Here is a 25,601-nt window from a genome sequence, read left to right on the forward strand (position 1 = left end):
AAGGTTCCGGAGGGGATCACCCATGCCCGTCTACACGCTGCCCGAGCTGCCCTACGACTACTCCGCGCTCGCCCCCGTGATCAGCCCGGAGATCATCGAGCTGCACCACGACAAGCACCACGCGGCCTATGTGAAGGGCGCCAACGACACCCTGGAGCAGCTCGCCGAGGCGCGGGAGAAGGAGACCTGGGGCTCGGTCAACGGCCTGGAGAAGAACCTGGCCTTCCACCTCTCCGGGCACATCCTGCACTCGATCTACTGGCAGAACATGACCGGTCCGAAGGAGGGCGGCGGCGAGCCGCTGGCCGCCGACGGCGTGGGCGGGCTGGCCGAGACGATCAAGGAGTCCTTCGGCTCCTTCGCCGGCTTCAAGGCCCAGCTGTCCAAGGCGGCGGCCACCACCCAGGGGTCGGGCTGGGGCGTGCTGGCGTACGAGCCGCTGAGCGGCCGGCTGATCGTGGAGCAGGTCTACGACCACCAGGGCAACGTCGGCCAGGGCGCCGTGCCGATCCTGGTCTTCGACGCCTGGGAGCACGCCTTCTACCTGCAGTACCGCAACCAGAAGGTGGACTTCATCGAGGCCATGTGGCAGGTCGTGAACTGGCAGGACGTCGCCCGCCGCCTCGACGCCGCCCGCTCCCGCGCGGACGTGCTGCTGCTCGCGCCCTGACGCACCCCACGCGTCCTGCCTCGTGATCGTCTTCTCACCCTTCACGGCGGCAGGCGGAGAAGAGGAGGACCCCCGTGAGGACGTGACTCACGGGGGTCCTTCGCGCCGGGACGGCGCGGCCGTCACAGGTTGCTGAAGTCGGGGCCCTTGGTGCGGGTGCGCTTGATCTCGTAGAAGCCCGGCACCGAGGCCACCGCGACGGTGCCGTCCCACAGCCGGGCGGCCTCCTCGCCCTTCGGGGCCGGGGTGACGACGGGGCCGAAGAACGCGATCTGCTCGCCGTCGGGACCGGGCAGGGCGATGACCGGCGTGCCGACCTCCTGGCCGACCTTCTCGATGCCCTCCTTGTGGGAGGCGCGCAGCTCGGCGTCGAACTCGAAGTCCTCCTGCCCGGCGTAGTCGATCAGGTCGGCGGGCAGGCCGACGTCGGCGAGCGCGCCGGCGATGGCCTCCAGGGTCGCGCCCTCGCCGTTGTTGTGGATGCGGGTGCCGAGCGCGGTGTAGAGCGGGCCGACGACGTCGTCGCCGTGCTTGCGCCAGGCCGCGGTGACCACGCGGACCGGCGGCCACGCCTTGGTGGTCAGCAGCTCGCGGTACTCGGCGGGCAGCTCGTCCAGCCTGTCCTCGTTGAGGACGGCGAGGCTCATGACGTGCCAGCGGACCTCGATGTCGCGGACCTTCTCGACCTCCAGGACCCAGCGGGAGGTCATCCAGGCCCACGGGCACAGCGGATCGAACCAGAAGTCGACGGGGGTGACGGGGGTCTTGCCGGACGGGGCGGCGGTCTCGGACATGGCGCTCCTCAGCGAAACAGGCGTTTGACACGTGAACGAGGGCGTCGCCACCCGCATTCCCGCTGTCCGCCGTCAGGAGCACATGGCAGGATCGGTCCTGTTCCGCGACCATCCACGCGATCACAAGGGAGTGCCGTCCGTGCCCGGTGAGAATCTGTCCCGCGACGAGGCCCGGGAGCGGGCCGCCCTGCTGTCCGTCGACGGGTACGACGTGTTCCTGGACCTGCGGTCCGCCGTCGGCGACACGGACGGCGAGCCGCGCACGTTCCGTTCGGTGACCACCCTGCGCTTCCGCTGCAACGAGCCGGGCGCGTCCGGCTTCGCCGATCTGATCGCCCCGCGCGTCACCTCCGTCTCGCTGAACGGGCGGGACCTGGACCCGGGCGAGGTCTTCGACGGCTCCCGGATCACCCTGGAGGACCTGGCCGCGGAGAACGAGCTGGTGGTGGACGCCCAGTGCGCCTACTCGCGCACCGGCGAGGGCATGCACCGCTTCGTCGACCCGGAGGACGGCGAGGTCTACCTGTACACGCAGTACGAACCGGCCGACGCCCGCCGGGTGTTCGCCAACTTCGAGCAGCCGGACCTGAAGGCGCCGTACCGGTTCGAGGTGCGGGCCCCGGAGGGCTGGACGGTGTGGAGCAACGGCGCCGGCGAACTCCTCGACGGCGTGTGGCGGTTCGCCGAGACCAAGCCGATCTCGACGTACATCACCTGTGTGGTGGCGGGCCCGTACCACTATGTGACGGACTCCTACCGCCGCACCTTCGAGGACGGCACCGAGCTGGAGATCCCGCTCGGCGCGATGTGCCGCCGGGCGCTGGCCCCCTACTTCGACGCCGACGACGTCTTCCTGGTCACCAAGCAGGGCCTGGACTTCTTCCACGACCACTTCGACCACCCGTACCCGTTCGGGAAGTACGACCAGGCGTTCGTGCCGGAGTACAACCTGGGCGCGATGGAGAACCCCGGTCTGGTGACCTTCCGGGAGGAGTACGTCTTCCGCGGCAAGGTGACGCAGGCGTCCTACGAGGCGCGGGCCAACGTCATCCTGCACGAGATGGCGCACATGTGGTTCGGCGACCTGGTCACCATGGAGTGGTGGGACGACCTGTGGCTGAAGGAGTCCTTCGCGGACTTCATGGGCACCTTCGCCAACGTCGGCGCGACCCGCTTCAAGGACGCCTGGATCACCTTCGCCAACCGCCGCAAGGCGTGGGCCTACCGCGCGGACCAGTTGCCCTCCACGCACCCGATCACGGCGGACATCCGCGATCTGCAGGACGCCAAGCTGAACTTCGACGGCATCACCTACGCCAAGGGCGCCTCGGTGCTCAAGCAACTGGTGGCGTACGTCGGCGAGGACGCGTTCCTGGAAGGCGCCCGGCGGTACTTCAAGCGCCACGCGTACGGCAACACGCGCCTGGGCGACCTGCTGTCGGTGCTGGGCGAGACGAGCGGCCGGGACATGACCGGCTGGGCGCGGTCGTGGCTGCAGACGGCGGGCGTCAACGCGCTGACCCCGCAGGTGCTGCTGGACACCACGGGCGGCCGGATCGCCGAGCTGGCCGTCCTCCAGGAGGCCCCGGAGTCGCACCCGGAGCTGCGCCCGCACCGGATCGCGGTGGGCCTGTACCGCCGTACACCCGACGGCGCGCTGGAGCGGTACGCGCGCGTGGAGACGGACGTGCGCGAGCCGCGTACGGTCGTGGCGGAGCTGGCGGGCGCCGAGGCGCCGGCGCTGGTGCTGGTCAACGACGACGACCTCACCTACTGCAAGACCCGGTTCGACACGGCCTCGCTGGAGACGCTGCGGTCGGACCTGGGCGCGCTGTCCGATCCGCTGGCGCGCGCGCTGTGCTGGTCGGCGCTGTGGAACATGACCCGGGACGGGCTGCTGCCGGCGCGGGACTTCATCGCGCTGGTGCTGCGGTTCGCGGGCCGCGAGTCGGACATCGGCGTGCTCCAGATGCTGCACGCCTGGGCCAACTCGGCGCTGGTCCACTACGCGGCGCCCGGCTGGCGGGAGACCGGCGGGCGGGCGCTGGCGGACGGCGCGCTGCGGGAGCTGCGGGCGGCGGCGCCGGGCAGTGAGCAGCAGTTGGCCTGGGCGCGGTTCCTCGCGGCCGTCGCCGCGGCCGAGCCGGACCTGAAGCTGCTGCGGGAGCTGCTGGACGGCACCACCGAGGTCGAGGGCCTGGAGGTGGACCAGGAGCTGCGCTGGGTGTTCCTGGAGCCGCTGGCGGCGCACGGGGCGGCGGACGAGTCGGTGCTGGCGGCGGAACTGGCCCGGGACGACACGGCGTCCGGCAAGCGGCACCAGGTGCGCTGCCTGGCCGCGCGGCCGTCGGCGGCGGTCAAGGCGCAGGCGTGGGCGCAGGTGGTGGAGTCCGACGCGCTGTCGAACGCGCTGGTGGAGGCGGTGATCGCGGGCTTCGCCCAGCCGTCGCAGCGGGACCTGACCGCGCCGTACGCGCCGCTGTACTTCGCCGCGATCGAGCGGGTGTGGCGGGAGCGGTCGATCCAGATCGGCATGGACGTGGTCCGCGGGCTGTTCCCGGCGCTCCAGGACCGGCCGGAGACCCTGGACGCGACCGACGCGTGGCTCGCGGCGCACGAGGACGCGGCGCCCGCGCTGCGCCGGCTGGTGCTGGAGGCGCGGGACGACCTGGCGCGGGCACTGCGCGCGCAGGCGTGCGACGCGGCGGCCGCCGGCCACTGACCCCGGCCCGGAACCGCCCGCCGGCGATCGTTACGAAATCCGGGCGAAGTCACCCGTAACCCCTGGTCCGCACCCGAGCGGACCAGGGGTTTCCCGTCTCCTGTCGGCATCCGAACACCTGACCTTTAGTGCCGTCTTGTCCGGATTCCTCGACGGATGTGTCACAGCGGTTACAGGCGGGTCCCGGTGCGGGAATCCCGACACCATGACGCACAACACCCCGCTGTCCCCGCGCCCGCTCCGCCACCTCGCCGACGCCCACCGCCGGGTCCTGACCACCGCCCAGTTGCGCGCCCACGGCGTGCCGGCGGCCGAGCAGACCGCGCGGTGCGGCCCGGACGGCCCCTGGCGGGAGCTGCTGCCCCACGTGGTCCTGCTGCACCCGGGCCCGCCCACCGGCGAGGAGCGGCTGCACGGGGCCCTGCTGTACGCGGCCCGCGCGGCGGAGCCGGGCGGTGTGCCGGCCCAGCCGACGGCCGCCGGCACGCCCCGCACGCCGCGCCCGGAGGCGGTGCTCACCGGCCTGGCGGCGCTCGCCCTGCACGGCTTCTCGACCGCCCCCGCGCTGTCCGGCCTGGACCAGGTGGACGTGCTGGTCCCCCGGACGCGCCGGCTGCGCTGCGCGGGCTACGTCCGCGTCCGGCGCACCGGCGACCTGCCCGAGCCGCGGCTGGTGACGGGGCTGCCGGTGGCGCCGGTGCCCCGGGCGCTGGCGGACGCGGTGGCGGACCACACGGACGCCGAGACGGTACGGCGGCTGCTGGCCGAGGCGGTGCGCGGCGGCCACTGCGAACCGGCCGCCGTGGTGCGGGAGCTGACGCGGGCGCGGCTGCTGCACCGCCCGCACGTGGTGGACGCGGTGGAGGCGCTGCTCGCCGAGGGCCGGTCGCTCGCCGAGGACCGCCTGTACCGGATGGTCCGCGAGCAGGGTCTGCCCGACCCGGTCTGGAACGTCGGCCTGAGGCTGCCCGGCGGCCCGCACCTGGGCGGCCTGGACGCCTACTGGCCGGACCAGGCGGTGGCGGTCGAGCTGGACACCGGGGCGGCCCGGCCGGACGACGGCGCCCCCTGGTCGCGGTACGCGGCCCGGCGCGAGCACCTGGAGCGGCTCGGCATCACGGTCGTGCACGTCGATCCGAGGAAGCTGCGGGACTGTCCGGAGCAGCAGGCGGCGGTGGTGCGGACGGCGCTGATGGCCGCCGGGGACCGCGAGCCGGCCGCGCACGTCGTGGTGCTGCCCCGGTGACGCCGGCCGCGCGACTTCTCCTGGGCCGGCCGGGTGAGGGCTCACCGCAATGGACCGGCACGGCGGGCGGGGCGGCGCCGGCCACGGTAGAGGAGAGGCATGAAACAGTCCCGTATAGCCGTCGGCGCCTGCTCCCTGCTCCTCGCGTCCGCCTGCGCGTTCGCCGGTCCCGCGACGGCGGAGGTGGCTTCCCGGGCCGTGGCCGACGGCTACGTGGCCCTCGGCGACTCCTACTCCTCCGGTGTCGGCGCCGGCGACTACCTGGCGTCGGGCAAGGAGTGCAAGCGCAGCAGCCGGGCCTTTCCCGCGCTGTGGGCCGAGGCGCACGCGCCGCGCTCCTTCACCTTCGCCGCCTGCAACGGCGCAGGCGCCGAGGACGTGCTGACCGATCAGCTCGGCCACCTCAGCCCGCGCACCGGCCTGGTCACGCTCACCGCCGGGGGCAGCGACACGGGTTTCGCGGGCGTCCTGGCGACCTGCGCGCTCGGCGGCCAGAGCCGCTGCGACGGCGCCGTGTCCCGGTCCCGGACCACGATGGACACCGCGCTCACGGACCGCCTGGACCGGCTCTACACGGCCATCCGGGACCGGGCGCCCGCCGCCCGGGTGGTGGTGCTGGGCTATCCGCACCTGTACCACCTGGCGGGCGCCTGCCGGCTGGGCCTGCCGGACGGCGAACGCGGCGCGGTCAACGACGCCGTGGACCACCTCAACGCCGTGATCGCCGCACGCGCCGCCGCCCACGGCTTCACCTTCGCCGACGTCACCGCCGCCTTCGCCGGCCACGAGATCTGCTCGGCCACGCCCTGGATGCACAGCATCGAGGTGTTCGCGCTGACCGAGTCCTACCACCCGACGGCGCCGGGGCAGTCGCTCGGCTACCTGCCGGTCCTCACCCGCGTGTCCGGGTGGCGGTAGGAGCACCGCGCGCGGAGGCGGTCAGCAGAACTCCTTCTCGACCACGGCCCCCGTGTCCCCGGTCCAGTCGGCGTTGAAGTTGACCGCCAGGGAGTGCCGGCCGCCGGCCGTCGCCGCCACCTTGGAGGCGGAGCCGTGGATGCCCCCGTCATGGCCCCAGACATGCGTGCCGCAGGCCAGCCGGGTGTCCGTCAGACCGAGGCCGTAGCGGATGCCGGGCGTGTCGGTGGCCACCGTGGTCCTCATCTCCGTGAGCTGCCGCGCCGGCAGCAGCCCGCCGCCGAGCAGGGCGCCGTAGAAGCGGGTCAGGTCGGCGGAGTCGGAGATCATCTCGCCGGCGGAGGACGCCATGGACGGATTGAGGTCCGTCACGTCGTACACCGCCCGGCCGGGGACCTTGAACGTCGAGTACGCCCGGCCGCTCGGCTCGGGCAGGGTGGTCCGGGTGCCGGGCACGGAGGTGGCCCGCAGCCGCAGCGGCGCGATGATCCGGCGGTCGACCGCGGTGGCGTACGGGCGGCCCGTGACCTTCTCGATCACCATGCCGGCGAGGACGTAGTTGGTGTTGGAGTACCGCCAGGAGGTGCCCGGTGCGAAGTCCGGCTCGTGCCGCAGCGCGTAGTCCAGCAGGTCCCGCGGGGCGAGGGTGCGGTAGCGGTGCGCGAAGAAGCCTTCCGGGGTGAAGTAGGCGCGCGCGAAGTCGGGGTCGGCGAGGTAGTCGTGGATGCCGCTGGTGTGGTTCAGCAACTGCCGGACGGTGACCTCGCGGCCGTCGTGGCCGTGGCCGCGGACCACGCCCGGCAGCCACCGTTCCACCGTGTCGTCCAGGGAGAGCCGGCCCTCCGCTTCGAGCTGGAGCAGGACGGTGGCGACGAAGGTCTTGGTGATGCTGGCGACGCGGTAGCGGTCGGCCGTCGAACGCGGCTCGCCGGTGCGGGTGTCGCCCGTGCCGGCGGCCGTGGACCAGGTGCCGTGGGCGTCCCGCGCGGTGGCGGTCGCGCCGGGCACGCCCGCGGCGACGGCGGCCGCGACCGCCTCCCGGGTGGCGGTGTGACCGTGGGGCGCGGAGCCGGCCGCGGCGGCCGGAGCGGCGAGGGCCGCCGTCAGGAGCAGGGCGGTGATGCCCGGGCAAGCGGTGCGTGCGCGCATGTCTGTCCCCAGCCTGTGGGTGGGTGGTGCGGTCGGCGGAAGGGACCCGGGGCGGGGCGCGGAGGTTGCCCGGGGGCACGGCGGTGGGGCGGGTTTCAGCCCTTCTTCAGCACCAGCTCGGTGTTCCGGTCGCGCGCGCCGCCCGCGAGGGTCTTGCCGGCGCCGGGCGCGTTGCAGGCCAGCTCGCGGTAGAGGGCGGCCAGGCCGGTCTGGGAGAGGTCGGTGTAGTCGGTGCGGTGCGGGGCGGCGGCCTCGACCAGGGTGGTGAACAGGGAGAGCGTGCCGTCCTTGTTGTCGGTCAGCTCGATGATCCGGGCGAGCTGGGGGTGGTCGACGTGCGAGGCGGTGGAGATCTCCCAGAAGGAGCGCCCGGCGGCGGCCCGGTGCGCGGTGACGACGTTCTTGTGGATGTGCCCGTTCACCCAGGCCAGCACGTTGGCGTGGGCGGACAGCACGGAGAGCACCTCGGCGCCGCCGTGCCGCCGCTCGCCGGGGCGGGCCGGGTCGGGCCGGGTGTTGGTCATCGTCTTGCTGGTGTGGTGGCTGAAGACGACGGCGTAGGAGTCCTTGTGGGCCTTCAGCGTCCGGCCGAGCCACTTCAGCTGGGCGGTGCCGAGGGAGCCGTCGTAGTGGCCGCCGGGGTCGGTGGTGTCCAGGCTGATGCCGAGGACGTCGTCGGAGATCCGGAAGGCGTAGTACTGGGTGTCCGCGTCCAGGTTGGCCGGGGTGTAGCCGTGCCCGGCCGGACCGTGGCCCTGGTGGGCGGGGTCCAGGTGGGCCCTGAGGTAGTCGGCGCGGGTGTAGGGGGCGCGCCGGTCGTCCGGGGTGACCGGGCGGGCGGAGCGGGCGTGGGCCGTGAGGAAGTCGCGGTAGCCGGCGCCCTTGGGGTCCTCGGCGTGCTTGAGGGAGTCCTGGAGCCGGCGGGCGTCGGCGGCGGGGACGCTCATCAGCTTGCGGCCGCCGACGGCGGCCTCGGCGAGGCGGCGGTCGCCGTGCGAGCCGTAGCAGCCGAGCGGGAGGGCGTCGTGGTTGCCGACGGTGGAGTACCAGGGCAGGCGCAGGCCGGGGCTCGTCACCTCGCGGATCGCGGCGGCGAGGAAGTCCTCCAGGTGCGGGAAGCCGAGCGCCTTGTCGTGGTCGCGGGCGGTGGAGCCGGGCTGCCAGTACAGCTTCAGACCGCTGTTCTGCACGCCCTCGTAGTGCCTCGGGTCGCCGGTGTTCGGGGTGATCCGGCCGCCGCTCATCACCCGCAGGAACCAGTCCAGTTCGCAGCGGGCGTTGTTGTCGGTGTTGTCGCCGGTGGTCATCACGAAGCGCAGCGGGGCGCCGGTGACGGGGGCGCCGCGCAGGGCGTTGACCCGTTCCACGAGGGACACGGCGCCGGGCACGGTGAGCGCCTCGTGCGGACGCCAGGCGTGCGTGTCGACGGCGCGCAGGTACTCCAGGCGCAGCGGGTGCTGGACGTCCATCAGGTGCAGGTCGGTGAACTGCACGAAGGCGGCCAGGACGGTACGGCGGTGCTCCCGGCCCGCCTTGGGCGCGGCCAGCTCGGCGCGCACCACCCGGGGCCAGCCGGGCCCGTCGCCCAGGCGGCGGTAGCCGGAACCGTTGAGCGGGGTGGCGACCGAGGCGAGGGTGGTGCCCTTGGTGTAGGGGGCGGCGGGGGCCGCCGGGGCGGCGTTCCGGGCGGCGGCGGGCGCCCCGGCGGGGGTGCCGGCACCGGCGGGTGCGGCGGTGGTGGCGGCCTGGCTGTCGGCGGGGCGCAGGGCGAAGCCGGCGCCCGCGGAGAGCGCGGCCGCGCCGGCGGCGGCGAGGACGGAACGGCGGTGGGGCCCCGCGGCGGGGGCGGCGGCAGAGCGTGTGCGCGGCATGGCGCGATCTCCCCGGGTGCGTACGCGTCGACGGTGGTCGCGGGCCGTCACGGACGCGAACGCCCCGCTCACCGTGGATCGTTGGCAGCGGGAATGGCCTGTGCGTGAACGCGGCCGCAACGCGTGACACCGATCACCGGACGTGGATCACGGGGTACCGGGTGTGGTCACGCAGTGGCACGCGGCCGGTCCGCGGGCGGTCACGCGTCGTTCATCCGCCGGGGCAGGGCGGGCCCGGGAGCCGTCCGCGCGGCGGGCGTTAGACCACGGCCGCCGCGCGGCACCGCGGCGGGACACCGACGAGCGGCGCCGGACCCGGACCCGCCGGCCGTGGACTCGCCGGACCCGGACCGGCCGGCCCTGGACTCTCCGGACCCAGACCCGGACCCGGACCCCGACATCGGTAACCGGTCACCAGGCACCGCGGGGAGAACCGGGCGCAAACCGGGTCATCGACGCCCGATCCGCCCGCAGGCCATCGCGGGTTTTCCCCATACGTTCATCTCGATTCGGTCAACGAACCCCAAACCGCGGCCCCTTCGGCCAGGCTGAGCGCTCCCGTCCGCTCGTTCTCGCTACCTGAGGGATGCCGATGACCCACACCCCCGAGCGTGATTCCATACCCGGCCACAGACGCCTAACCCGGATAGCCGTGGCCGTGGGCGTGACGGCCGCCCTCTGCGCGGCCGGCCCGGTCCCCCTGGCCCTCGCCGCGGACGCGCACCCGACGCTCGACGCACGGCAGAGCCCCCCGGCCGACGCCGGTCCCGGCGCCAAGTCCGCCCACGCCAAGCTGGGCGCGGACGACGCCGACACGCTCGCCGAGGCCAAGGCCGACGGCGCGAAGAACGTCACGATGATGATCGCCACGGCGCCGGGCCGGACCGAGCAGGTGGCCGCGGAGCTGGACGCGGTCGAGGGCGGTTCCGTCGGCCACAGCGACGACGGGGTCGGCTACGTCCGCGCCACCGTGCCCACCGGCAGGGCCGACGCGGCCATCGCGGCCGCGGCGAAGCTGTCCTCCGTGCACGCCATCGACCTGCGGCGGGAGATACCCCTCGACGACCCGGTGCCGGACGCCGGCGCCGCCGCCGGGTCCGCCACGGCGGCCAGGACCTATCCGGCACCGGGCCGGAACACCCCGGCGGAGAACCCGTACAACCCCTCCTTCGAGACCGGCGCCGTCGACTTCGTCGCCGGGCACCCGAAGGCGGACGGCCGCGGCGTCACCATCGGCATCCTCGACTCCGGCGTCGACCTCGGCCACCCGGCGCTGCAGAAGACCACCACGGGCGAGCGGAAGATCACCGACTGGGTCACCGCGACCGACCCGATCCTGGACGGCGACGGCACCTGGCGCCGGATGACGAACCCGGTCAGCGGTCCGTCGTTCGGCTACGGCGGCGCGACCTGGAAGGCGCCCGCGGGCGACTACCAGATCAGCCTGTTCCGGGAGTCCGCGACGGCCGGCGGCGACGCCAAGGGCGACGCCAACCGCGACGGCGACACCACCGACGCCTGGGGCGTGCTGTACGACCCGGCCGCCGGCACCGTCCGCGTCGACCTGGACAACGACTTCGACTTCACCGACGACACGCCGATGAAGCCGTACCGGGAGGACCACCAGATCGGCTGGTTCGGCACCGACGACCCGAAGACCGACGTCGCCGAGCGGCAGCCGTTCGTCGTCCAGATCCGCAAGGACGTGCCCACCGACCCCTACGGCGGCGACTGGGTCGGCAAGAAGGCCGACTTCGTCAACATCGGGGTCATCGAGTCCGAGCACGGCACCCACGTCGCCGGCATCACCGCCGCCCACGGCCTGTTCGGCGGCCGGATGAACGGCGCGGCCCCCGGCGCGAAGATCGTCTCCTCGCGGGCCTGCACCTGGACCGGCGGCTGCACCAACGTCGCGCTCACCGAGGGCATGATCGACCTGGTCGCCCACCGCGGTGTCGACATCGTCAACATGTCGATCGGCGGCCTGCCCGCGCTGAACGACGGCAACAACGCGCGCGCCGAGCTGTACACCCGGCTCATCGACACCTACGGCGTCCAACTGGTGATCTCCGCGGGCAACTCCGGACCCGGCGCCAACACCATCGGCGACCCCGGTCTCGCGGACAAGGTGATCTCGGTCGGCGCGGCCATCTCCCAGGCGACCTGGGCGGCGAACTACGGCTCGGCGGTGGAGAAGAAGTACGCCATGATGCCGTTCTCCTCGCGCGGCCCGCGTGAGGACGGCGGCTTCGCCCCGACCCTGAGCGCGCCCGGCGCCGCCGTCAACACCACCCAGACCTGGCTGCCCGGCTCCCCGGTCGCCGAGGCGGGCTACGCGCTGCCGGCCGGGTACTCGATGCTCCAGGGCACCTCGATGGCCTCGCCGCAGGCCGCCGGCGCCTCCGCGCTGCTGCTGTCGGCCGCGAAGCAGAAGGGCATCGACCTGCCGCCCGCCACCCTGCGCACGGCCCTGACCTCGACCGCCGACCACATCAAGGGCGCGCAGGCGTACGAGGAGGGCGCGGGCCTGATCAACGTCGTGGACGCCTGGGAGTCCGTCAGGGACGGCGCCACGGCCCACGCGTACACGGTCAAGGCCCCGGTCGACACCGCGCTCGACGACGCCCTGGAGACCCCGGGCTTCGGCACCGGCCTGTACGACCGCGAGGGCGGCCTGAAGGCGGGGCAGCGCAAGACCTACGCCCTCACGCTCACCCGCACCTCCGGCCCGGACCAGGCCGTCCGGCACGAGCTGCACTTCGAGAACAACGCCGGTCACACCTTCCGGGTCGTGGGCGACGACGTGGTGCGGCTCCCGCTGAACCGGCCGGTCACCGTCCAGGTCCAGGCGGCCCCGTCCTCCGCGGGCCTCAAGAGCGCGATCCTGGAGGTCGACGACCCGAGGACGGAGGGCGTCGACAAGCAGGTCCTGACCACCGTCGTGGTCGCCGACCCGGTGACGTACACCTACGCGGCGTCCGGTTCGGTGCAGCGCAACAGCACCCGGTCGTACTTCCTGACCGTGCCCCAGGGCGCCACGTCGCTGGAGGTCGCGCTCGGCGGGCTGCGGGACGGCAGCCAGACCCGGTTCATCGCCGTCCACCCCTACGGCGTCCCGTCCGACAACACCTCGACGCCGTACTGCTACAGCAACTACCTGGACGGCAACGGCTGCAAGCCCGGCGTGCGCTCCTACGCCGCCCCGCAGGCCGGCGTCTGGGAGGTCGAGGTCGAGTCCCGGCGCACCTCCCCGCTGCTCGACAACCCCTACCGGCTGGACGTCTCCGTCCTCGGCGCGGCCTTCGACCCGGAGACCGTCACCGTGCCCGAGGCCCGCGTGGGCACGCCGGTCACCGCCTCCTGGAAGGTGACCAACGCCTACGCGCCGCTGGACGGCAAGCTGACCGGCGGTCCGCTCGGCTCCGCGCAGTCGGCCCGCCCGGCCGTCAAGGAGGGCCAGACGCAGACCACCACGGTGGCCGTCCCGGCCGGCGCGACCTCGCTCGACGTCGCCATCGGAGGCGTCTCGGACGCGGCGGCCGACCTGGACCTGGCGGTGTACGACGCGTCCGGCAAGGAGGTCGGCAAGTCCGCCGACGGCGACTCGGAGGAGGCGGTCTCCGTGCCGTCCCCGGCCGCCGGCACCTACACCGTCGAGGTCGTGGGCTACTCCGTCCCGTCCGGCTCGACCGACTACGACTACCGGGACGTGTTCTTCTCCACCGCGCTCGGCTCCGTCACGGTCGACGGCTCGGCCCCGGTCAAGCTGGGCACGGGCGCCTCGGCGACGGTGAGCGGCCAGGTCACGGCCGCCGCGGAGGCACCGGCCGGCCGCGAGTTCTTCGGCCGGGTGCAGCTGGTGAACGCGCGCGGCACGGTCGCCGGCACCGGCAGCGTGAGGATCGGCAAGGTCACGCCGTAACGGGGTGACGCGCGCAAGCGCACCGGGAGAGGGGCGGGGGTCCGGACGGACGCCCGCCCCTCTTCTGCGGTCCGGCGCCGCCGTTCACGAGGCGTCGTCCTCGGCGGGGCAGGCCAGGTCCCGGGAGCCGGGCAGGGCGTCGGTGATCCAGGCGCGCGCGGCGGCCACGCGGTCGTCGCCGACGGCCCACAGGGCCGCGGACCGTTCGCCCCGGGCCACCCGGACCAGCACATGCTGTCCCGCGCGCGGCGCGGGCCGCGCGTCCGCGTCGACCAGGACGGCCACGTCCGCCGGGCCGTGCGCGGGCCGGTAGGAGCGGCTCACGGACAGCGTGACCCGGCTCGACGAGGACTCCGCCTGCCGCTCCACCCGGGTCACGGTGCCCTCCACGACCAGCCGGGAGCAGGCCAGTTCGCGTGCCGGGTCGGCCGGCCGCCCGCCGTCCGCGGCGCTCGTGCCGCTCTTGGCCGACGCCGCGCCGTCGTCCTGTGCGACTCCGCCGCCCGAGGCCGCCAGCCGGCCGAGGCCCAGGGCCAGACAGAAGACGGCGGCCCCGGCGAGCACCCCGAACGCGACCCGAGCCGTCCGCCGCGCGGGCCTGCGGCGGGGCGGGCCGGCGGGGCGGGTGCGGTCCCGGGGGCGGTGCGGCCGCGCTCCGGACGGCCGGGTGCCACCGGCCGGCCGCGCCGTCCCACCGGCGACCGCGTCCTCGCCCGCCTCTCCCGTCAGCGCCTCGGCCAGCCACGCCAGGCGGTCCCGGAGCAGCGCGAGATCGGCCTCGGCGGCCTGCTGCTCGGCGCGGAAAGCGGGGTCCCGGCGGACCCGCTCCGGCGGCGACTCCCCGGTGATCGCGACCATCAGGGCATCCACCCCACCGCCGGGCCCCTCAGACTCCGAACGCCCCTCGGCCCCGCTGCCCGGCCCCTCCCGCTGCGGACGCTCCACGGCTTCGCCGCCCAGTTCCTCGCGCTCCGAACGCGCCTCGATCCCGCCCGACCCCTCAAACTCCGGACGCTCCACGGCCCCAGCGCCCGGCCCCTCGCCTTCCGAACGCATCTCGGCCCCGCCGCCCGGCCCCTCGCCTTCCGGACGCGCCTCGGTCCCGCCCGGTCCCTCGTGCTCCGGAGCCGGCCCGGTCCCGCTGTCCCGTTCCTCGTGCGCCGGGCGCTCCCCGGCCCCGGTGCCCCGCTCCGGGCGGTGCCCGGCCAAGCCGTCGCGGTATTCGTGTCCTTCCGTGGCTCCGGTGCCCCGCGTGTCGTCGTGTCCGGCGGTCATGTCACACCACCTCGTCCTCGTGCAGCCGGTCGCGCAGTGCGCGGACCGCCGTGTGCAGCCTGCTCTTGACCGTGCCCTCGGGAACGCCCAGCTCCGCGGCGATGGCCCGCACCGGCAGGTCGGCGAAGAAGCGCAGCACCACCACCTGCCGCTGGGCGGCGGGCAGTTCGTCCAGGCCCCGGGCGACGGCGAGGGACAGCAGGCTGGTCTCCTCCCCGGAGGGATGCGCGGGTTCGCGCAGCGCGGCCAGCCGCTCCCCCAGCCGCTCCCGGCGCCGCTTGGCCCGGTGCCAGTCCATCGCCAGGTTGGAGGCGACGACCGCGGCCCACGCCGCCACGTCCCGCGGCGCCTCGCGCCCGCTCGCGGCCCGCTCCAGCAGCCGCAGCCGCACCTGCTGCACCCCGTCCGGCAGGTCCGACTGCGGCACCCCGCCCAGCGCGAGCACCGCCCGCACCCGGCGTTCCTGGGCCGCGTCCAGCGGATCGCCGCCGGCCCGCGCCGGGCCGGCGGCGGACGGTCCCTGGTCACGGCGCGCCGTTCCGCGCAGCACAAGCCACCCCCCTCACGCGTTTGCCCCTACGACGCGCCACCGGGCGGAAACGTTCGGTCCACGGCGGCCGGACGCGGAGACGTAGGTCACACCGCCGTATGGCCGCCGGACCGGACGGGCAGGGGCCGGGACAGCACAGCTTCCGGCGCGGGGCCCTCGGGGAGGGAATTCCTCCAGCCCGGCGGGCTGCCCGGCGCAGGTACGGAACCGTCCGCGGGCCGGGCGTGTCCCATTCCTCGGGCACGTCCGGCAAAGAATTGGACAGGTGGACCGGGGTCGGCCGCATGATGGAAACGCCCCGGTCAGGCAAGAGACACAGCAGAGGGAGTCGCCGTGAGGGTCGGAATCGTCGGAGCCACCGGTCAGGTCGGCACGGTCATGCGCAGGATCCTCACGGAACGGAACTTCCCGGTCACGGAGCTGCGCCTGTTCGCCTCGGCCCGCTCGGCCGGGACCGTGCTGGACGGTGTGACGGTGGAGGACGCGTCGGCCGCCGACTACACCGGGCTGGACATCGTGCTCTTCTCCGCGGGCGGCGCGACCTCCAAGGCGCTGGCCGAAAAGGTCGCCTCGCAGGGCGCCGTGGTGATCGACAACTCCTCGGCCTGGCGCCGGGACCCCGAGGTGCCGCTGGTGGTCTCGGAGGTGAACCCGCACGCGATCGCCGACCGCCCCAAGGGCATCATCGCCAACCCGAACTGCACCACGATGGCCGCGATGCCGGTGCTCAAGCCGCTGCACGAGGAGGCCGGCCTGCGGGCGCTGGTCGTCGCCACGTACCAGGCGGTGTCGGGTTCGGGCCTCGCGGGCGTGGCCGAGCTGCACGGCCAGGTGCAGAAGGTGGCGGCCGAGGCCGACAAGCTGACCCACGACGGCGCCGCGGTGGACTTCCCCGAGCCCCAGGTCTACGCCCGCACCATCGCCTTCAACGTGCTCCCGCTGGCGGGTTCGGTCGTCGACGACGGTCTGAACGAGACCGACGAGGAGCAGAAGCTGCGCAACGAGTCCCGCAAGATCCTGGAGATCCCGGAGCTGAAGGTGTCCGGCACCTGCGTGCGCGTGCCGGTGTTCTCCGGCCACTCCCTCCAGGTCAACGCCCGGTTCGACCGCCCGATCTCCCCGGAGCGCGCCGTCGAGCTGCTGGGCGGGGCGCCGGGCGTCGCGCTCTCCGACATCCCGACCCCGCTCCAGGCGGCCGGCCAGGACCCGTCGTACGTCGGCCGCATCCGCCGTGACGAGACGGTGGACCACGGCCTGGCCCTGTTCATCTCCAACGACAACCTCCGCAAGGGCGCCGCGCTGAACGCGGTCCAGATCGCGGAGCTGGTGGCGGCGGAGCTGTCGGCGAGGTAACGACGCGACGCGCACGCCGGCGCGTACGACACCGGCGCCTGCACACCGACGAGGGCGGCCACGGTTTTCCGTGGCCGCCCTCCGGCCGAGATGCCGAGTCGGTGGCGCGGGGCTAGCGTGAGGGAGGAGGAGCGCGGCCGGGCGGTGTGCCCGCCGGCGGGCGTGTGCCGGGGCACCGGGCCCCGGCAGCACAGGGAACGCGGGCCGTGCCTTCCGTCCCCCGAGGCCGCCCGCGCGCACCGCGGCAGCGGCCGTCGCCCCCGTACCGGAAACCCCCCGCGAGGGCGTGGAAGGAAAGGTAGGCCCATGAAAGCACAACGTGTGAGGCGTCTGTTCGCGGCAACCGCGACCGGTGTCCTGCTGGCCGGCGGCGCCGTGCTCGGCACGGCGGGCGCGGCTCCGGCGGCCACCCCGCAGGCCGCCCCGGCCCACCACGGCTGCGGCGGCTGGTGGGGCAACTGCGGCGGCTTCGCCCGGAACGACTTCTTCGGCAACGGCTTCCGCAGCGGCTTCGGCGGCACCGGCGTCGTGGTGATCGTCGTGAGCTGAGCGCGCTCGCGGACCACCGGCTCCGCCACGCCCCGGCCGGACGGGCGCCCCGCGCCCGTCCGGCTCGGCGTGTCACGGCCGTCCGCGTACCGGCCGGCCGCGGCGGGTCACGCCCGTCCGGGACCGTCCGCCGCCGGCCCGTGCTCGTCGTGCGGCCTGCCCACCTCGTACAGGAAGCACCCGTACTCCACCGCCCGGACGTGCACCAGCTCCACCTCCGGGTCGGCGAGGGCCTCGGTGAGGGCGGGCTGGAAGCCGTCCGCGTCCGTCACCAGCCGGCCGCCGAGGATGCGGCCGTCGGCCGAGTAGCGGCGCAGGGTGCGGTGGGAGTTGGTGAACGGCAGGGCGTCGCCGTCAGGGCCCGCGCACTCCTCGGCGTGGATGAAGACCGGGCCCTGCTCGTCGTAGGCGCCCGGGTCGGCGTCCGTGCGGGCCGCCCAGCGGCGCAGCGGCGCGTACGACACGAGGGCGATCCGCTCCCCGGGGGCGCTGCGGCGCAGGCAGCAGCGCAAGGGGGCGCCGCCCTCCTGGTCGGTCACCGGCCGCAGGGAGCGGCCCGCGTCGTCGGCCGTGCGCAGTTCCTCCAGGACGGCCGGGGCGATGGGGCGTGCGGTGTGGGTCGTCATACCCGCAAGCGTCGCGCTCCGGCGGCGCGCCCACCGGCGGGAACCGGACATCGCGTTCCCCGTCGGTCCCATGGAAGGATGACGCAACCGACACATAACGAGGAGATGACCGCGTGCCTGGCACAAACCTGACTCGCGAAGAGGCGCAGCAGCGGGCCGAGCTGCTCACCGTTGACTCGTACGAGATCGATCTCGACCTCTCCGGCGCGCAGGAGGGCGGTACCTACCGGTCCGTGACCACGGTGCGCTTCGACGCGGCCCGCGGCGGCACCGAGTCCTTCATCGACCTGGTGGCCCCGGCCGTCCACGAGGTGGTCCTCAACGGTGACCACCTGGACCCGGCGGAGGTCTTCAAGGACGCGCGGATCGCGCTGCCGGGACTGCTGGAGGGCCGCAACGTCCTGCGGGTGGTCGCGGACTGCGCCTACACCAACACCGGTGAGGGCCTGCACCGCTTCGTCGACCCGGTGGACGAACAGGCGTACCTGTACACGCAGTTCGAGGTGCCGGACGCCCGCCGGGTCTTCGCGTCCTTCGAGCAGCCGGACCTGAAGGCCACGTTCCGGTTCACCGTGAAGGCGCCCGAGGGCTGGACCGTGGTCTCGAACTCGCCGACGCCGGAGCCGAAGGACAACGTCTGGGCCTTCGCGCCCACCCCGCGGATCTCGACGTACATCACCGCGCTGATCGTCGGCCCGTACCACTCCGTGCACAGCGTGTACGAGAAGGACGGCCAGTCGGTGCCGCTCGGCATCTACTGCCGGCCCTCGCTCGCCGAGTACCTGGACGCGGACGCGATCTTCGAGGTGACGCGGCAGGGCTTCGACTGGTTCCAGGAGAAGTTCGACTACGCCTACCCGTTCGAGAAGTACGACCAGCTCTTCGTGCCCGAGTTCAACGCGGGCGCGATGGAGAACGCGGGCGCGGTGACCATCCGCGACCAGTACGTCTTCCGCTCGAAGGTGACGGACGCGGCGTACGAGGTGCGGGCCGAGACGATCCTGCACGAGCTGGCCCACATGTGGTTCGGCGACCTGGTCACCATGGAGTGGTGGAACGACCTGTGGCTGAACGAGTCGTTCGCCACCTACACCTCCATCGCCTGCCAGGCCGCCGCGCCCGGCTCGAAGTGGCCGCACTCGTGGACCACGTTCGCCAACTCGATGAAGACCTGGGCGTACCGGCAGGACCAGCTTCCGTCCACCCACCCGATCATGGCGGACATCCGCGACCTGGACGACGTGCTCGTCAACTTCGACGGCATCACGTACGCCAAGGGCGCCTCCGTCCTCAAGCAGCTCGTGGCGTACGTCGGCGAGGACGAGTTCTTCCAGGGCGTGCAGGCGTACTTCAAGCGGCACGCGTTCGGCAACACCCGCCTGTCCGACCTGCTGGGCGCGCTGGAGGAGACCTCCGGCCGGGACCTGAAGACCTGGTCGAAGAAGTGGCTGGAGACGGCCGGCATCAACGTCCTGCGCCCGGAGGTGGAGACGGACGCGGACGGGACCGTGACCTCCTTCGCCGTCCGCCAGGAGGCCCCGGCGCTGCCCGCCGGCGCCCAGGGCGAGCCGGTGCTGCGCCCGCACCGCATCGCGATCGGCCTGTACGACCTGTCCGACGCGGGCAAGCTGGTGCGCACCGAGCGGATCGAACTGGACGTGGACGGCGAGCTGACCGCCGTACCGCAGCTGGCCGGCCGGCGCCGTCCGGCGGTGATCCTGCTCAACGACGACGACCTGTCCTACGCGAAGGTCCGGCTGGACGAGCGGTCGCTGGCAGTCGTCACCGAGCACCTCGGCGACTTCGCCGAGTCCCTGCCGCGCGCGCTGTGCTGGGCGTCGGCCTGGGACATGACGCGGGACGCCGAGCTGGCCGCCCGGGACTACCTCGCCCTGGTCCTGTCCGGCATCGGCAAGGAGTCGGACATCGGTGTCGTGCAGTCGCTGCACCGCCAGGTCAAGCTGGCCATCGACCTGTACGCCGACCCGGCCGCCCGCGAGGCGCTGCTGACCCGCTGGACCGACGCCACGCTGGCCCACCTGCGCACGGCCGAGGCGGGCAGCGACCACCAGCTCGCCTGGGCCCGGGCGTTCGCGGCGACCGCGCGCACCCCGGAGCAGCTTGACCTGCTGGAGGCCCTGCTCGACGGCGCCCAGACCATCGAGGGCCTGGCCGTCGACACCGAGCTGCGCTGGGCGTTCGTCCAGCGGCTCGCGGCCGTCGGCCGGTACGACGAGCCGGAGATCGCGGGCGAGTACGAGCGGGACCGGACGGCGGCCGGCGAGCGGCACGCGGCCACCGCCCGCGCGGCCCGTCCGACGGCGGAGGCGAAGGCGGAGGCGTGGGCCTCGGTCGTCGACTCCGACAAGCTGCCCAACGCCGTGCAGGAGGCCGTGATCGGCGGCTTCGTGCAGACCGACCAGCGGGAGCTGCTCGCGCCGTACACGGACCGGTACTTCGAGGTCCTCAAGGGCGTCTGGGACTCCCGTTCGCACGAGATGGCGCAGCAGATCGCCGTCGGCCTGTACCCGGCGGTCCAGGTCTGCGCGGACACCCTGGCCAAGACGGACGCGTGGCTGGCCTCGGCCGAGCCGACCGCGGCCCTGCGCCGTCTGGTCTCGGAGTCCCGCGCGGGCGTCGAACGCGCCCTGAAGGCCCAGGCGGCGGACGCGGCGACGACCGGCTGACCACCGCCGACAGGGCGCCCGGTTTCCTTACCGGGCGCCCTTTCGTGTGCGCGGGCTGATCAGCGCAGGGCGAGGAGTACCCGGCCGCGCAGCGCCTCGTCCTCGATCGTGTCAGCGGGTCGCCAGGCAGCGTCCGTCACCTCCTCGGTCTGGAGTTCACCGACGCCGACGGCCGTGCGGAACATGAACCGGAAGTCGAAATGCCGGTGTTCAGGCTCGCCCTTGGCGGCATGGGCAGGGATCGGGTGGACGTCGATGTGTACGGGGCATCGCCCTACCGGGACGACATCCGAGGCGGAGATGCCCGTTTCCTCGGTCAGCTCGCGTAGTGCTGCGGCGAGGAGAGTGGCGTCGCCCGGTTCCAGGTGTCCGCCGGGCAGCAGCCAGCGCCTCAGGGCCAGGTGTTCGATGTGCAGCACTCGTCCGGTGGGATCGGCCAGGACCGCTCCCGCCGTAGCGTGCCCCCGGAACTCCTTGCGACTGGTGATGTCCGCCACCGGGTCGTCGAGGAGTTCCGTGATGCGGGTGAGCCGCTCCTTCTCCTCCGGACGGACATGCAGGTACGCGTCGACGGTTGCGCGGATGTGGTCGGCGGTGATGGGCACCGTACGTCCTCACTGGTTGAAGTAGTCGAGCCAGGTGGCGGCGATGGTGGCGCGATCAGCCGGGCCGATCTCGTGCATGCCCGGGCAGAGTCCGCCACCGGCGAGCACTGCGGAAGCGGCGATTATCTCGGCCTGCACCAGGAAGATGAACGGCCCCACGCTGGCGCCGTGCAGGAAGTTGACGGCGTTGCCGCCGTTGAGGAGGTAGAAGTAGTGCCCTGTCGTCAGGTACCGGGTGATGTGCGGGCCGACCTGGGTGCGCTCGTACACGTCGGCGAGGCCGGCCAGTTCCAGTTCGTCCTCGCTGCTCGTCACGGTGGCGACGTAGGCACCGTTGCGCAGCCGACCGAAGTCCTCGCCTCTTAACGAGAGCGCTCCGGTGGCACAGAGGACGAGTCCCGCGTCCTCCAGCCCGTTCGCGAGTGCTCGCGCCACCGTGAAGCCCTGGGACAGCGCCTGCGTACGGCGAACGGGATCGACGTCGTACACCGTCACGCGTACGCCCTTGGCGTGCAGCAGGCGGGCGATGCTCGACCCCAGCTTGCCGAACCCGATGACGAGTGCCGTACGGCCGTGCAGGATGTCGCCCCGGCTCCGCATGAGGGCCTCGGTCGAGAACACGACCGACTGTCCCACGAGGAAGTCCTCGGGTTCCTTGAGCGGCGAGCGTGCCACCGAGACGACTGGGCAGGGCAGTTTTCCCAGCTCGGCGTAGCGGCGATGCCCGTTCTCGGTATCCTCCACCACACCGATGATCCGGCCCGAGAACCGGCTGCACACCTCCTCGATCGATGGAGCGAAGTAGCCACCCACGTCGAGAAGGACCACCGACCGGCCCGCGGCCCGCGTCTCGATGTACCGAACGGCTCGGTCCGACTCGGCAAACAGTTCCCGGGACAGCTTGTCGCACACATGCCCGCTGCGCTCGACTTCGCGCTGGGCCTCCCCATGCACGGATTTCGGTTTGGGCAGCACCGCCCTGAGGTCCGTCACACACGCCACCCCTCGGACGAACGCCGGTCGCTCGGGCAGAAGATGTGTGATCAGGAAGGCGGCCGGCCGCTCCGCAGGACTGAAGCGCGAGGCGATGCGAGTGAAGTACGCATCGAGCCGTGCCCTTTCACCTGCCTCCATCACGAACCTCCGATGCGGCCGGAAGACCGCCTGTGTGTCAGGGATTCGAGCACGAACACCCGGGCGGCCCTGACGGATCTGGGAGAGCGGGGAAAACGTCGTTGCCGTAAGAGAGACATGCCGCACCATCACCTCGCTACAGGTTGCACGATCGTCGCCACCATATCTCTTTTCGCGAAATGCAGTAAGGTGGTTCACTCGTTAGGGCGTCACCGATGTGCGTCACTTACCGTGTAGACCGACAAGGTCGGCGACCGACTCAGGAGGACACTGTGGGCGACAGCGTGTGGGTCAGTACTTCGATGCCGTACCTGACGCCACGGGAGCAGGGGCAGCCCGACGCTTGGGGAGTCGAGGCCGCGGCGCGAGGCGGCGAGGGCAGTCAGCGCATCGTGCAGGCAGGGGAGGTGCCTGCCCAGGAGGAAGTCGCCGCTCTCCTGGGTCTGCCCGTGGGAGAGACCGTTGTCGTACGCCGACGGATCATTCAGTTCTCCGGCGAGCCCTGCGAGTTGACGGACACGTACTACCCCGCCGACGTGGCCCGTGGGACTCCTCTCGCCCGCAGAGGAAAGATCCCCGGTGGAGCGGTGACCCTGCTGGCCGAACTCGGCCACATCGGGCGGCGTGTGCGTGAGGACGTGACCGCTCGACTGCCCAGCGCGCAGGAGTGTGACGTCTTGCAACTGGCCCCCGATGCGCCGGTCCTCACCCTGAGCAGGGTCACTCTGGACGCCAGGGACCGGCCCATTCAGGTCGACATGATGGTCATGCCGGCCCACAGTCAGCGACTGCGCTACGAGATGCGGATCGGATGATCGTGCCCACTACGGATACCGGCACCGAGGACCGGCGCTCCCTGCACGAGCGGATCGCCGCCGATCTGAGGGACGACATCATGAGCGGCAACCTGGCGCCGGGCTCCGCCCTGCCGTCAACCGCTCAGCTCAAGGCGAGGTTCAATGCCTCCAACGCGACCGTTCAAAAGGCGCTTCAGCTACTCAAGGACGAGCGGCTCGTGGTCGGTCGTGCCGGAGCGTCCGTCACCGTCCGCGCGCATCGGCAGCGCACCATGCGCCCCGCTTCCTACATGGCTCCAGCCGAAGCCGGGGAGCCTTTCCGCTGGCTCACCGAGGCCGGGAAGCCGGGCTGCGAAGCCCGCAGCACCCTCCTCGGCGTGAGTGAGGTCCGGCCTCCTGCCGACATCGCGGCGGTCCTGGGCATCGCCGACGACGAGACGGTCTTCCTGCGACACCAGGTGCTCTCCATCGACGGGGAGCCGGTTGAACTGGTCAAGTCGTACTATCCCTCGGCACTCGCCAGAGGGACCGCCATCGCGGAGAAGCGGAAGATCAGGGGCGGTACCCCCGCCCTGCTCGCCGAACTCGGTTTTCCCCCGCGCCTGAGTGTGGACCGCGTCTCCGCACGCGTGCCGACCCAGGAGCAGTACCAGGCGTTGCGCCTGCCGAGCGACCTTCCGGTGCTCCGGACCCTGCGTGTCGTGTACAGCGACGACGACCGCCCCATCGAAGCCACCGTCATGGTCAAGGCGGGGCACCTCTACGAACTGCAGTACGAGTTCACAAGCGAGTGACCGGGGCATGCCGGTGACGGACGGGCGGCCGGCCCGTCCGGCGGGGACGGCGGACTCAGCGGTGCGGGCCCCGTCTACGCGTCCTCACCCCCGGGCGTCCGGTCCGCCGCCCGGCGCAGGGCCCGGAGGACCCTGGCGGTCGCCGGGGCGGCGGCGCCACCGCTGCGCACCGCCGCCACCACGTGTCGTACCGGACCGTCGGCGCCCAGTTCCCTGAGGACCACGCCCGTGCGCCGGCCGGACGCCATCCGCGGGACCAGGGCGACGCCCATGCCTGCCTCGACCATGGCGAGGATCGCGGTCCAGCCGGAGGCCGAGTGGCCCTGGTGGGGGCTGAAGCCGGCCGCCTCGCAGGCGCGGCGGGTGATGTCGGACCAGGGGCCGCTGCCGCCGAAGATCCAGGACTCGGCGGCGAGGTCGGTGAGGGTCAGGCCGGGGGCCGCGGCGAGCGGGTGGTCCGGGGGCAGGGCCACGTCCAGCGGGTCGGCGAGCAGCGGGACGCGGGTGAAGCGGGGATCGGCCGCGCCGGGCGCCTCGGCGGCCAGGGACAGGGCGAGGTCGACGTCCCCGGCGGCCAGCAGCTCATACGCCTCCGCGGCCTCCGCCTCCCGGACCCGGACGGTCACCCGCGGGTGGCTGGCGCGCAGGGCCCGCACGGCCGGTACGACCAGGGCGGGGACGGCGGTCGGGAAGGCGCCGACGCGGACCTCGCCGGCCTCGCCGTGCGCGTACGCCGCCAGCGCCGCGTCCGCCCGCTCCAGTTGCTCGAACACCGGTTCCGTGTGGGCCAGCACCAGCCGGGCCGCGTCGGTGAGCCGGACCCGGCGGCCTTGGGCCTCCAGCAGGTCCACGCCGAGCTGGGCGGCGAGGTTGGACAGTTGCTGGGAGACCGCGGACGGGGTCAGGTGCAGGGCCTCGGCCGTCGCGGTGACCGTGCCCCGCTCGCGCAGGGTGCGCAGGATCCGCAGCTTCCTCAGATCCCACTCGGTCATGTGCGCACGCTACACGCCGCCGTCAGCGCCGGGAGCCCGCGCCCAGCACGACCCCGGCCAGGATCAGCGCCAGGCACAGCAGCCCCGCCGGGCCGGTGCGTTCGCCGAGCAGCGCCCAGGACAGGGCGGCCACGCAGACCGGCTGGAGGTAGTAGACGAGGCCGGCGCGGGTGGCGCCGATCAGGGCGACGGCCTTGTTCCAGGCGAAGAAGGCGAGCGCGGAGGAGGCCACGCCGACGTAGAGCAGCGGCAGGACCGTGCCGGGCGTAGGGCGGAAGCCGCCCTGTACGGCGAGGCTGACGGCCTGCGCGGGCAGCAAGAAGGCGGTGCCGGCGAGGAAGGTGGCGAACAGGAAGGCGGTGCCGTCCAGTCCGGCCGGCCGGCGGCGCAGCAGCGCGCTGTAGCCGGCGAAGCAGCAGGCGGCGGCCGGCATCCACAGGGTGCCCGGGGAGAAGCCGGCGCCGCCGCCGACGAGCAGGGCCACGCCCGCGCAGGCCAGCAGCAGCCCGGCGGTGCGCCGGGCGCCGAGCCGTATCCCGGCCAGCCGGTCGAAGACGGCCATGAGCACCGGCGAGGCGGCCATGATCATGCCCATGGTGGCGGCCGGCGTGCTCAGTCCGGCCTGGTTGACGAGGGTGTTGTAGAGGGTGACGCCGAGCAGGGAGGTGAGCAGGACGTACCGGGCGTGCCGCCGGAAGAGGTGGCGTTGCCGCCAGGCGCGCCGGGCGCCGAAGGGGGCGACGGCGAGCAGGGCGATCACCCATCGCCAGAAGGCGTGCTGGACGGGCGGGACGCTGTCGTGCAGTCCGCGCGAGGTGACGAAGCTGCCGGACCAGACGACCGTGGCGAGCGCGGCGCAGGCGAGGCCGAGGAGCGGGGCGGCGGCCCGCCGGCGGGGGGCGGCGGGGGCGGCGGGGGTCGTCTCGTGCGCGACTGCGGTCACAGGG

20 protein-coding genes are annotated in these 25,601 nt (G+C 73.3%); 10 read left to right on the forward strand and 10 right to left on the reverse strand.

The genetic code is table 11. The features are described 5' to 3' along the window. Positions 1–22 precede the first annotated feature (22 nt). Positions 23–670 carry a superoxide dismutase gene (locus ACZ4SV_RS23155; RefSeq protein WP_468006205.1) on the forward strand — a complete coding sequence of 216 codons (648 nt, stop codon included), beginning with the start codon at positions 23–25 and terminating at the stop codon, positions 668–670. Between the two features lie 122 nt (positions 671–792). On the opposite strand, the gene ACZ4SV_RS23160 is transcribed toward ACZ4SV_RS23155, so the two are convergent. Next, positions 793–1,464 (reverse strand): mycothiol-dependent nitroreductase Rv2466c family protein, encoded by a 672-nt coding sequence (locus ACZ4SV_RS23160; RefSeq protein ID WP_468006206.1) that lies wholly within the window; start codon positions 1,462–1,464, stop codon positions 793–795. 139 nt (positions 1,465–1,603) lie between these two features. Here ACZ4SV_RS23160 and pepN (ACZ4SV_RS23165) point away from each other — a divergent pair, with 139 nt between their 5' ends. The 3 genes from pepN (ACZ4SV_RS23165) (at position 1,604) to ACZ4SV_RS23175 (ending at position 6,350) form a co-directional block, all read left to right on the forward strand. Beyond that, entirely contained in the window at positions 1,604–4,186 is a 2,583-nt protein-coding gene (gene pepN / locus ACZ4SV_RS23165; RefSeq protein ID WP_468006207.1) for an aminopeptidase N, read from the forward strand. 205 nt (positions 4,187–4,391) lie between these two features. Then, on the forward strand, positions 4,392–5,432 hold the full coding sequence (locus tag ACZ4SV_RS23170) for a hypothetical protein (RefSeq protein WP_468006208.1): 1,041 nt from the start codon (positions 4,392–4,394) through the stop codon (positions 5,430–5,432). Positions 5,433–5,531: 99 nt separating this feature from the next. After that, positions 5,532–6,350, forward strand: coding sequence for an SGNH/GDSL hydrolase family protein (locus ACZ4SV_RS23175; RefSeq protein ID WP_468006209.1), 819 nt, complete (start codon positions 5,532–5,534; stop codon positions 6,348–6,350). Positions 6,351–6,371: 21 nt separating this feature from the next. Here the strand turns inward: ACZ4SV_RS23175 and ACZ4SV_RS23180 are convergent, their stop codons facing one another. Then, positions 6,372–7,499 (reverse strand): serine hydrolase domain-containing protein, encoded by a 1,128-nt coding sequence (locus ACZ4SV_RS23180; RefSeq protein WP_468006210.1) that lies wholly within the window; start codon positions 7,497–7,499, stop codon positions 6,372–6,374. Positions 7,500–7,594: 95 nt separating this feature from the next. Beyond that, complete coding sequence (locus tag ACZ4SV_RS23185) at positions 7,595–9,370, reverse strand: TIGR03767 family metallophosphoesterase (protein WP_468006211.1); 1,776 nt, start codon at positions 9,368–9,370, stop codon at positions 7,595–7,597. 592 nt (positions 9,371–9,962) lie between these two features. On the opposite strand from ACZ4SV_RS23185, the gene ACZ4SV_RS23190 reads away from it, so the two are divergent. Continuing rightward, complete coding sequence (locus ACZ4SV_RS23190) at positions 9,963–13,292, forward strand: S8 family serine peptidase (protein WP_468006212.1); 3,330 nt, start codon at positions 9,963–9,965, stop codon at positions 13,290–13,292. Positions 13,293–13,376: 84 nt separating this feature from the next. On the opposite strand, the gene ACZ4SV_RS23195 is transcribed toward ACZ4SV_RS23190, so the two are convergent. Next, positions 13,377–14,150, reverse strand: coding sequence for a hypothetical protein (locus ACZ4SV_RS23195; RefSeq protein WP_468006213.1), 774 nt, complete (start codon positions 14,148–14,150; stop codon positions 13,377–13,379). 418 nt (positions 14,151–14,568) lie between these two features. Then, on the reverse strand, positions 14,569–15,117 hold the full coding sequence (locus ACZ4SV_RS23200; protein WP_468006214.1) for a sigma-70 family RNA polymerase sigma factor: 549 nt from the start codon (positions 15,115–15,117) through the stop codon (positions 14,569–14,571). Between the two features lie 333 nt (positions 15,118–15,450). On the opposite strand from ACZ4SV_RS23200, the gene ACZ4SV_RS23205 reads away from it, so the two are divergent. Both ACZ4SV_RS23205 and ACZ4SV_RS23210 read left to right on the forward strand, forming a co-directional pair. Further along, positions 15,451–16,470 (forward strand): aspartate-semialdehyde dehydrogenase, encoded by a 1,020-nt coding sequence (locus ACZ4SV_RS23205; protein WP_365873194.1) that lies wholly within the window; start codon positions 15,451–15,453, stop codon positions 16,468–16,470. Between the two features lie 306 nt (positions 16,471–16,776). After that, positions 16,777–17,019, forward strand: coding sequence for a hypothetical protein (locus ACZ4SV_RS23210; protein WP_468006215.1), 243 nt, complete (start codon positions 16,777–16,779; stop codon positions 17,017–17,019). A gap of 107 nt (positions 17,020–17,126) precedes the next feature. Here the strand turns inward: ACZ4SV_RS23210 and ACZ4SV_RS23215 are convergent, their stop codons facing one another. Then, the gene (locus tag ACZ4SV_RS23215) at positions 17,127–17,645 is read right to left on the reverse strand and encodes a DUF1203 domain-containing protein (RefSeq protein ID WP_468006216.1); all 519 of its coding nucleotides are present in this window, start codon (positions 17,643–17,645) and stop codon (positions 17,127–17,129) included. Between the two features lie 113 nt (positions 17,646–17,758). On the opposite strand from ACZ4SV_RS23215, the gene pepN (ACZ4SV_RS23220) reads away from it, so the two are divergent. Further along, complete coding sequence (gene pepN / locus ACZ4SV_RS23220) at positions 17,759–20,332, forward strand: aminopeptidase N (RefSeq protein WP_365873200.1); 2,574 nt, start codon at positions 17,759–17,761, stop codon at positions 20,330–20,332. A 59-nt stretch (positions 20,333–20,391) separates the two neighbouring features. Here pepN (ACZ4SV_RS23220) and ACZ4SV_RS23225 read toward each other — a convergent pair whose 3' ends face one another. Together ACZ4SV_RS23225 and ACZ4SV_RS23230 are read right to left on the reverse strand one after the other, a co-directional pair. Continuing rightward, complete coding sequence (locus ACZ4SV_RS23225; RefSeq protein WP_468006217.1) at positions 20,392–20,937, reverse strand: NUDIX hydrolase; 546 nt, start codon at positions 20,935–20,937, stop codon at positions 20,392–20,394. Positions 20,938–20,946: 9 nt separating this feature from the next. Continuing rightward, a complete protein-coding gene (locus ACZ4SV_RS23230; RefSeq protein ID WP_468006218.1) occupies positions 20,947–22,071 on the reverse strand; it encodes an adenosylhomocysteinase in 1,125 nt (374 codons plus the stop codon). Between the two features lie 272 nt (positions 22,072–22,343). Between ACZ4SV_RS23230 and ACZ4SV_RS23235 the strand changes: the two genes are divergently transcribed. Together ACZ4SV_RS23235 and ACZ4SV_RS23240 are read left to right on the forward strand one after the other, a co-directional pair. Next, positions 22,344–22,886, forward strand: coding sequence for a GntR family transcriptional regulator (locus ACZ4SV_RS23235; protein ID WP_468006219.1), 543 nt, complete (start codon positions 22,344–22,346; stop codon positions 22,884–22,886). Further along, positions 22,883–23,662 (forward strand): GntR family transcriptional regulator, encoded by a 780-nt coding sequence (locus ACZ4SV_RS23240; RefSeq protein ID WP_468006220.1) that lies wholly within the window; start codon positions 22,883–22,885, stop codon positions 23,660–23,662. Before ACZ4SV_RS23235 ends, ACZ4SV_RS23240 begins: the two co-directional genes overlap by 4 nt. A gap of 74 nt (positions 23,663–23,736) precedes the next feature. On the opposite strand, the gene ACZ4SV_RS23245 is transcribed toward ACZ4SV_RS23240, so the two are convergent. Together ACZ4SV_RS23245 and ACZ4SV_RS23250 are read right to left on the reverse strand one after the other, a co-directional pair. After that, positions 23,737–24,654: a LysR family transcriptional regulator gene (locus tag ACZ4SV_RS23245; protein WP_468006221.1), complete on the reverse strand. Its 918-nt coding sequence runs from the start codon at positions 24,652–24,654 to the stop codon at positions 23,737–23,739. 22 nt (positions 24,655–24,676) lie between these two features. Continuing rightward, complete coding sequence (locus ACZ4SV_RS23250; RefSeq protein WP_468006222.1) at positions 24,677–25,597, reverse strand: DMT family transporter; 921 nt, start codon at positions 25,595–25,597, stop codon at positions 24,677–24,679. Between the last annotated feature and the right edge of the window lie 4 nt (positions 25,598–25,601).

It is taken from the genome of Streptomyces sp. NPDC027672 (genome assembly GCF_055566335.1).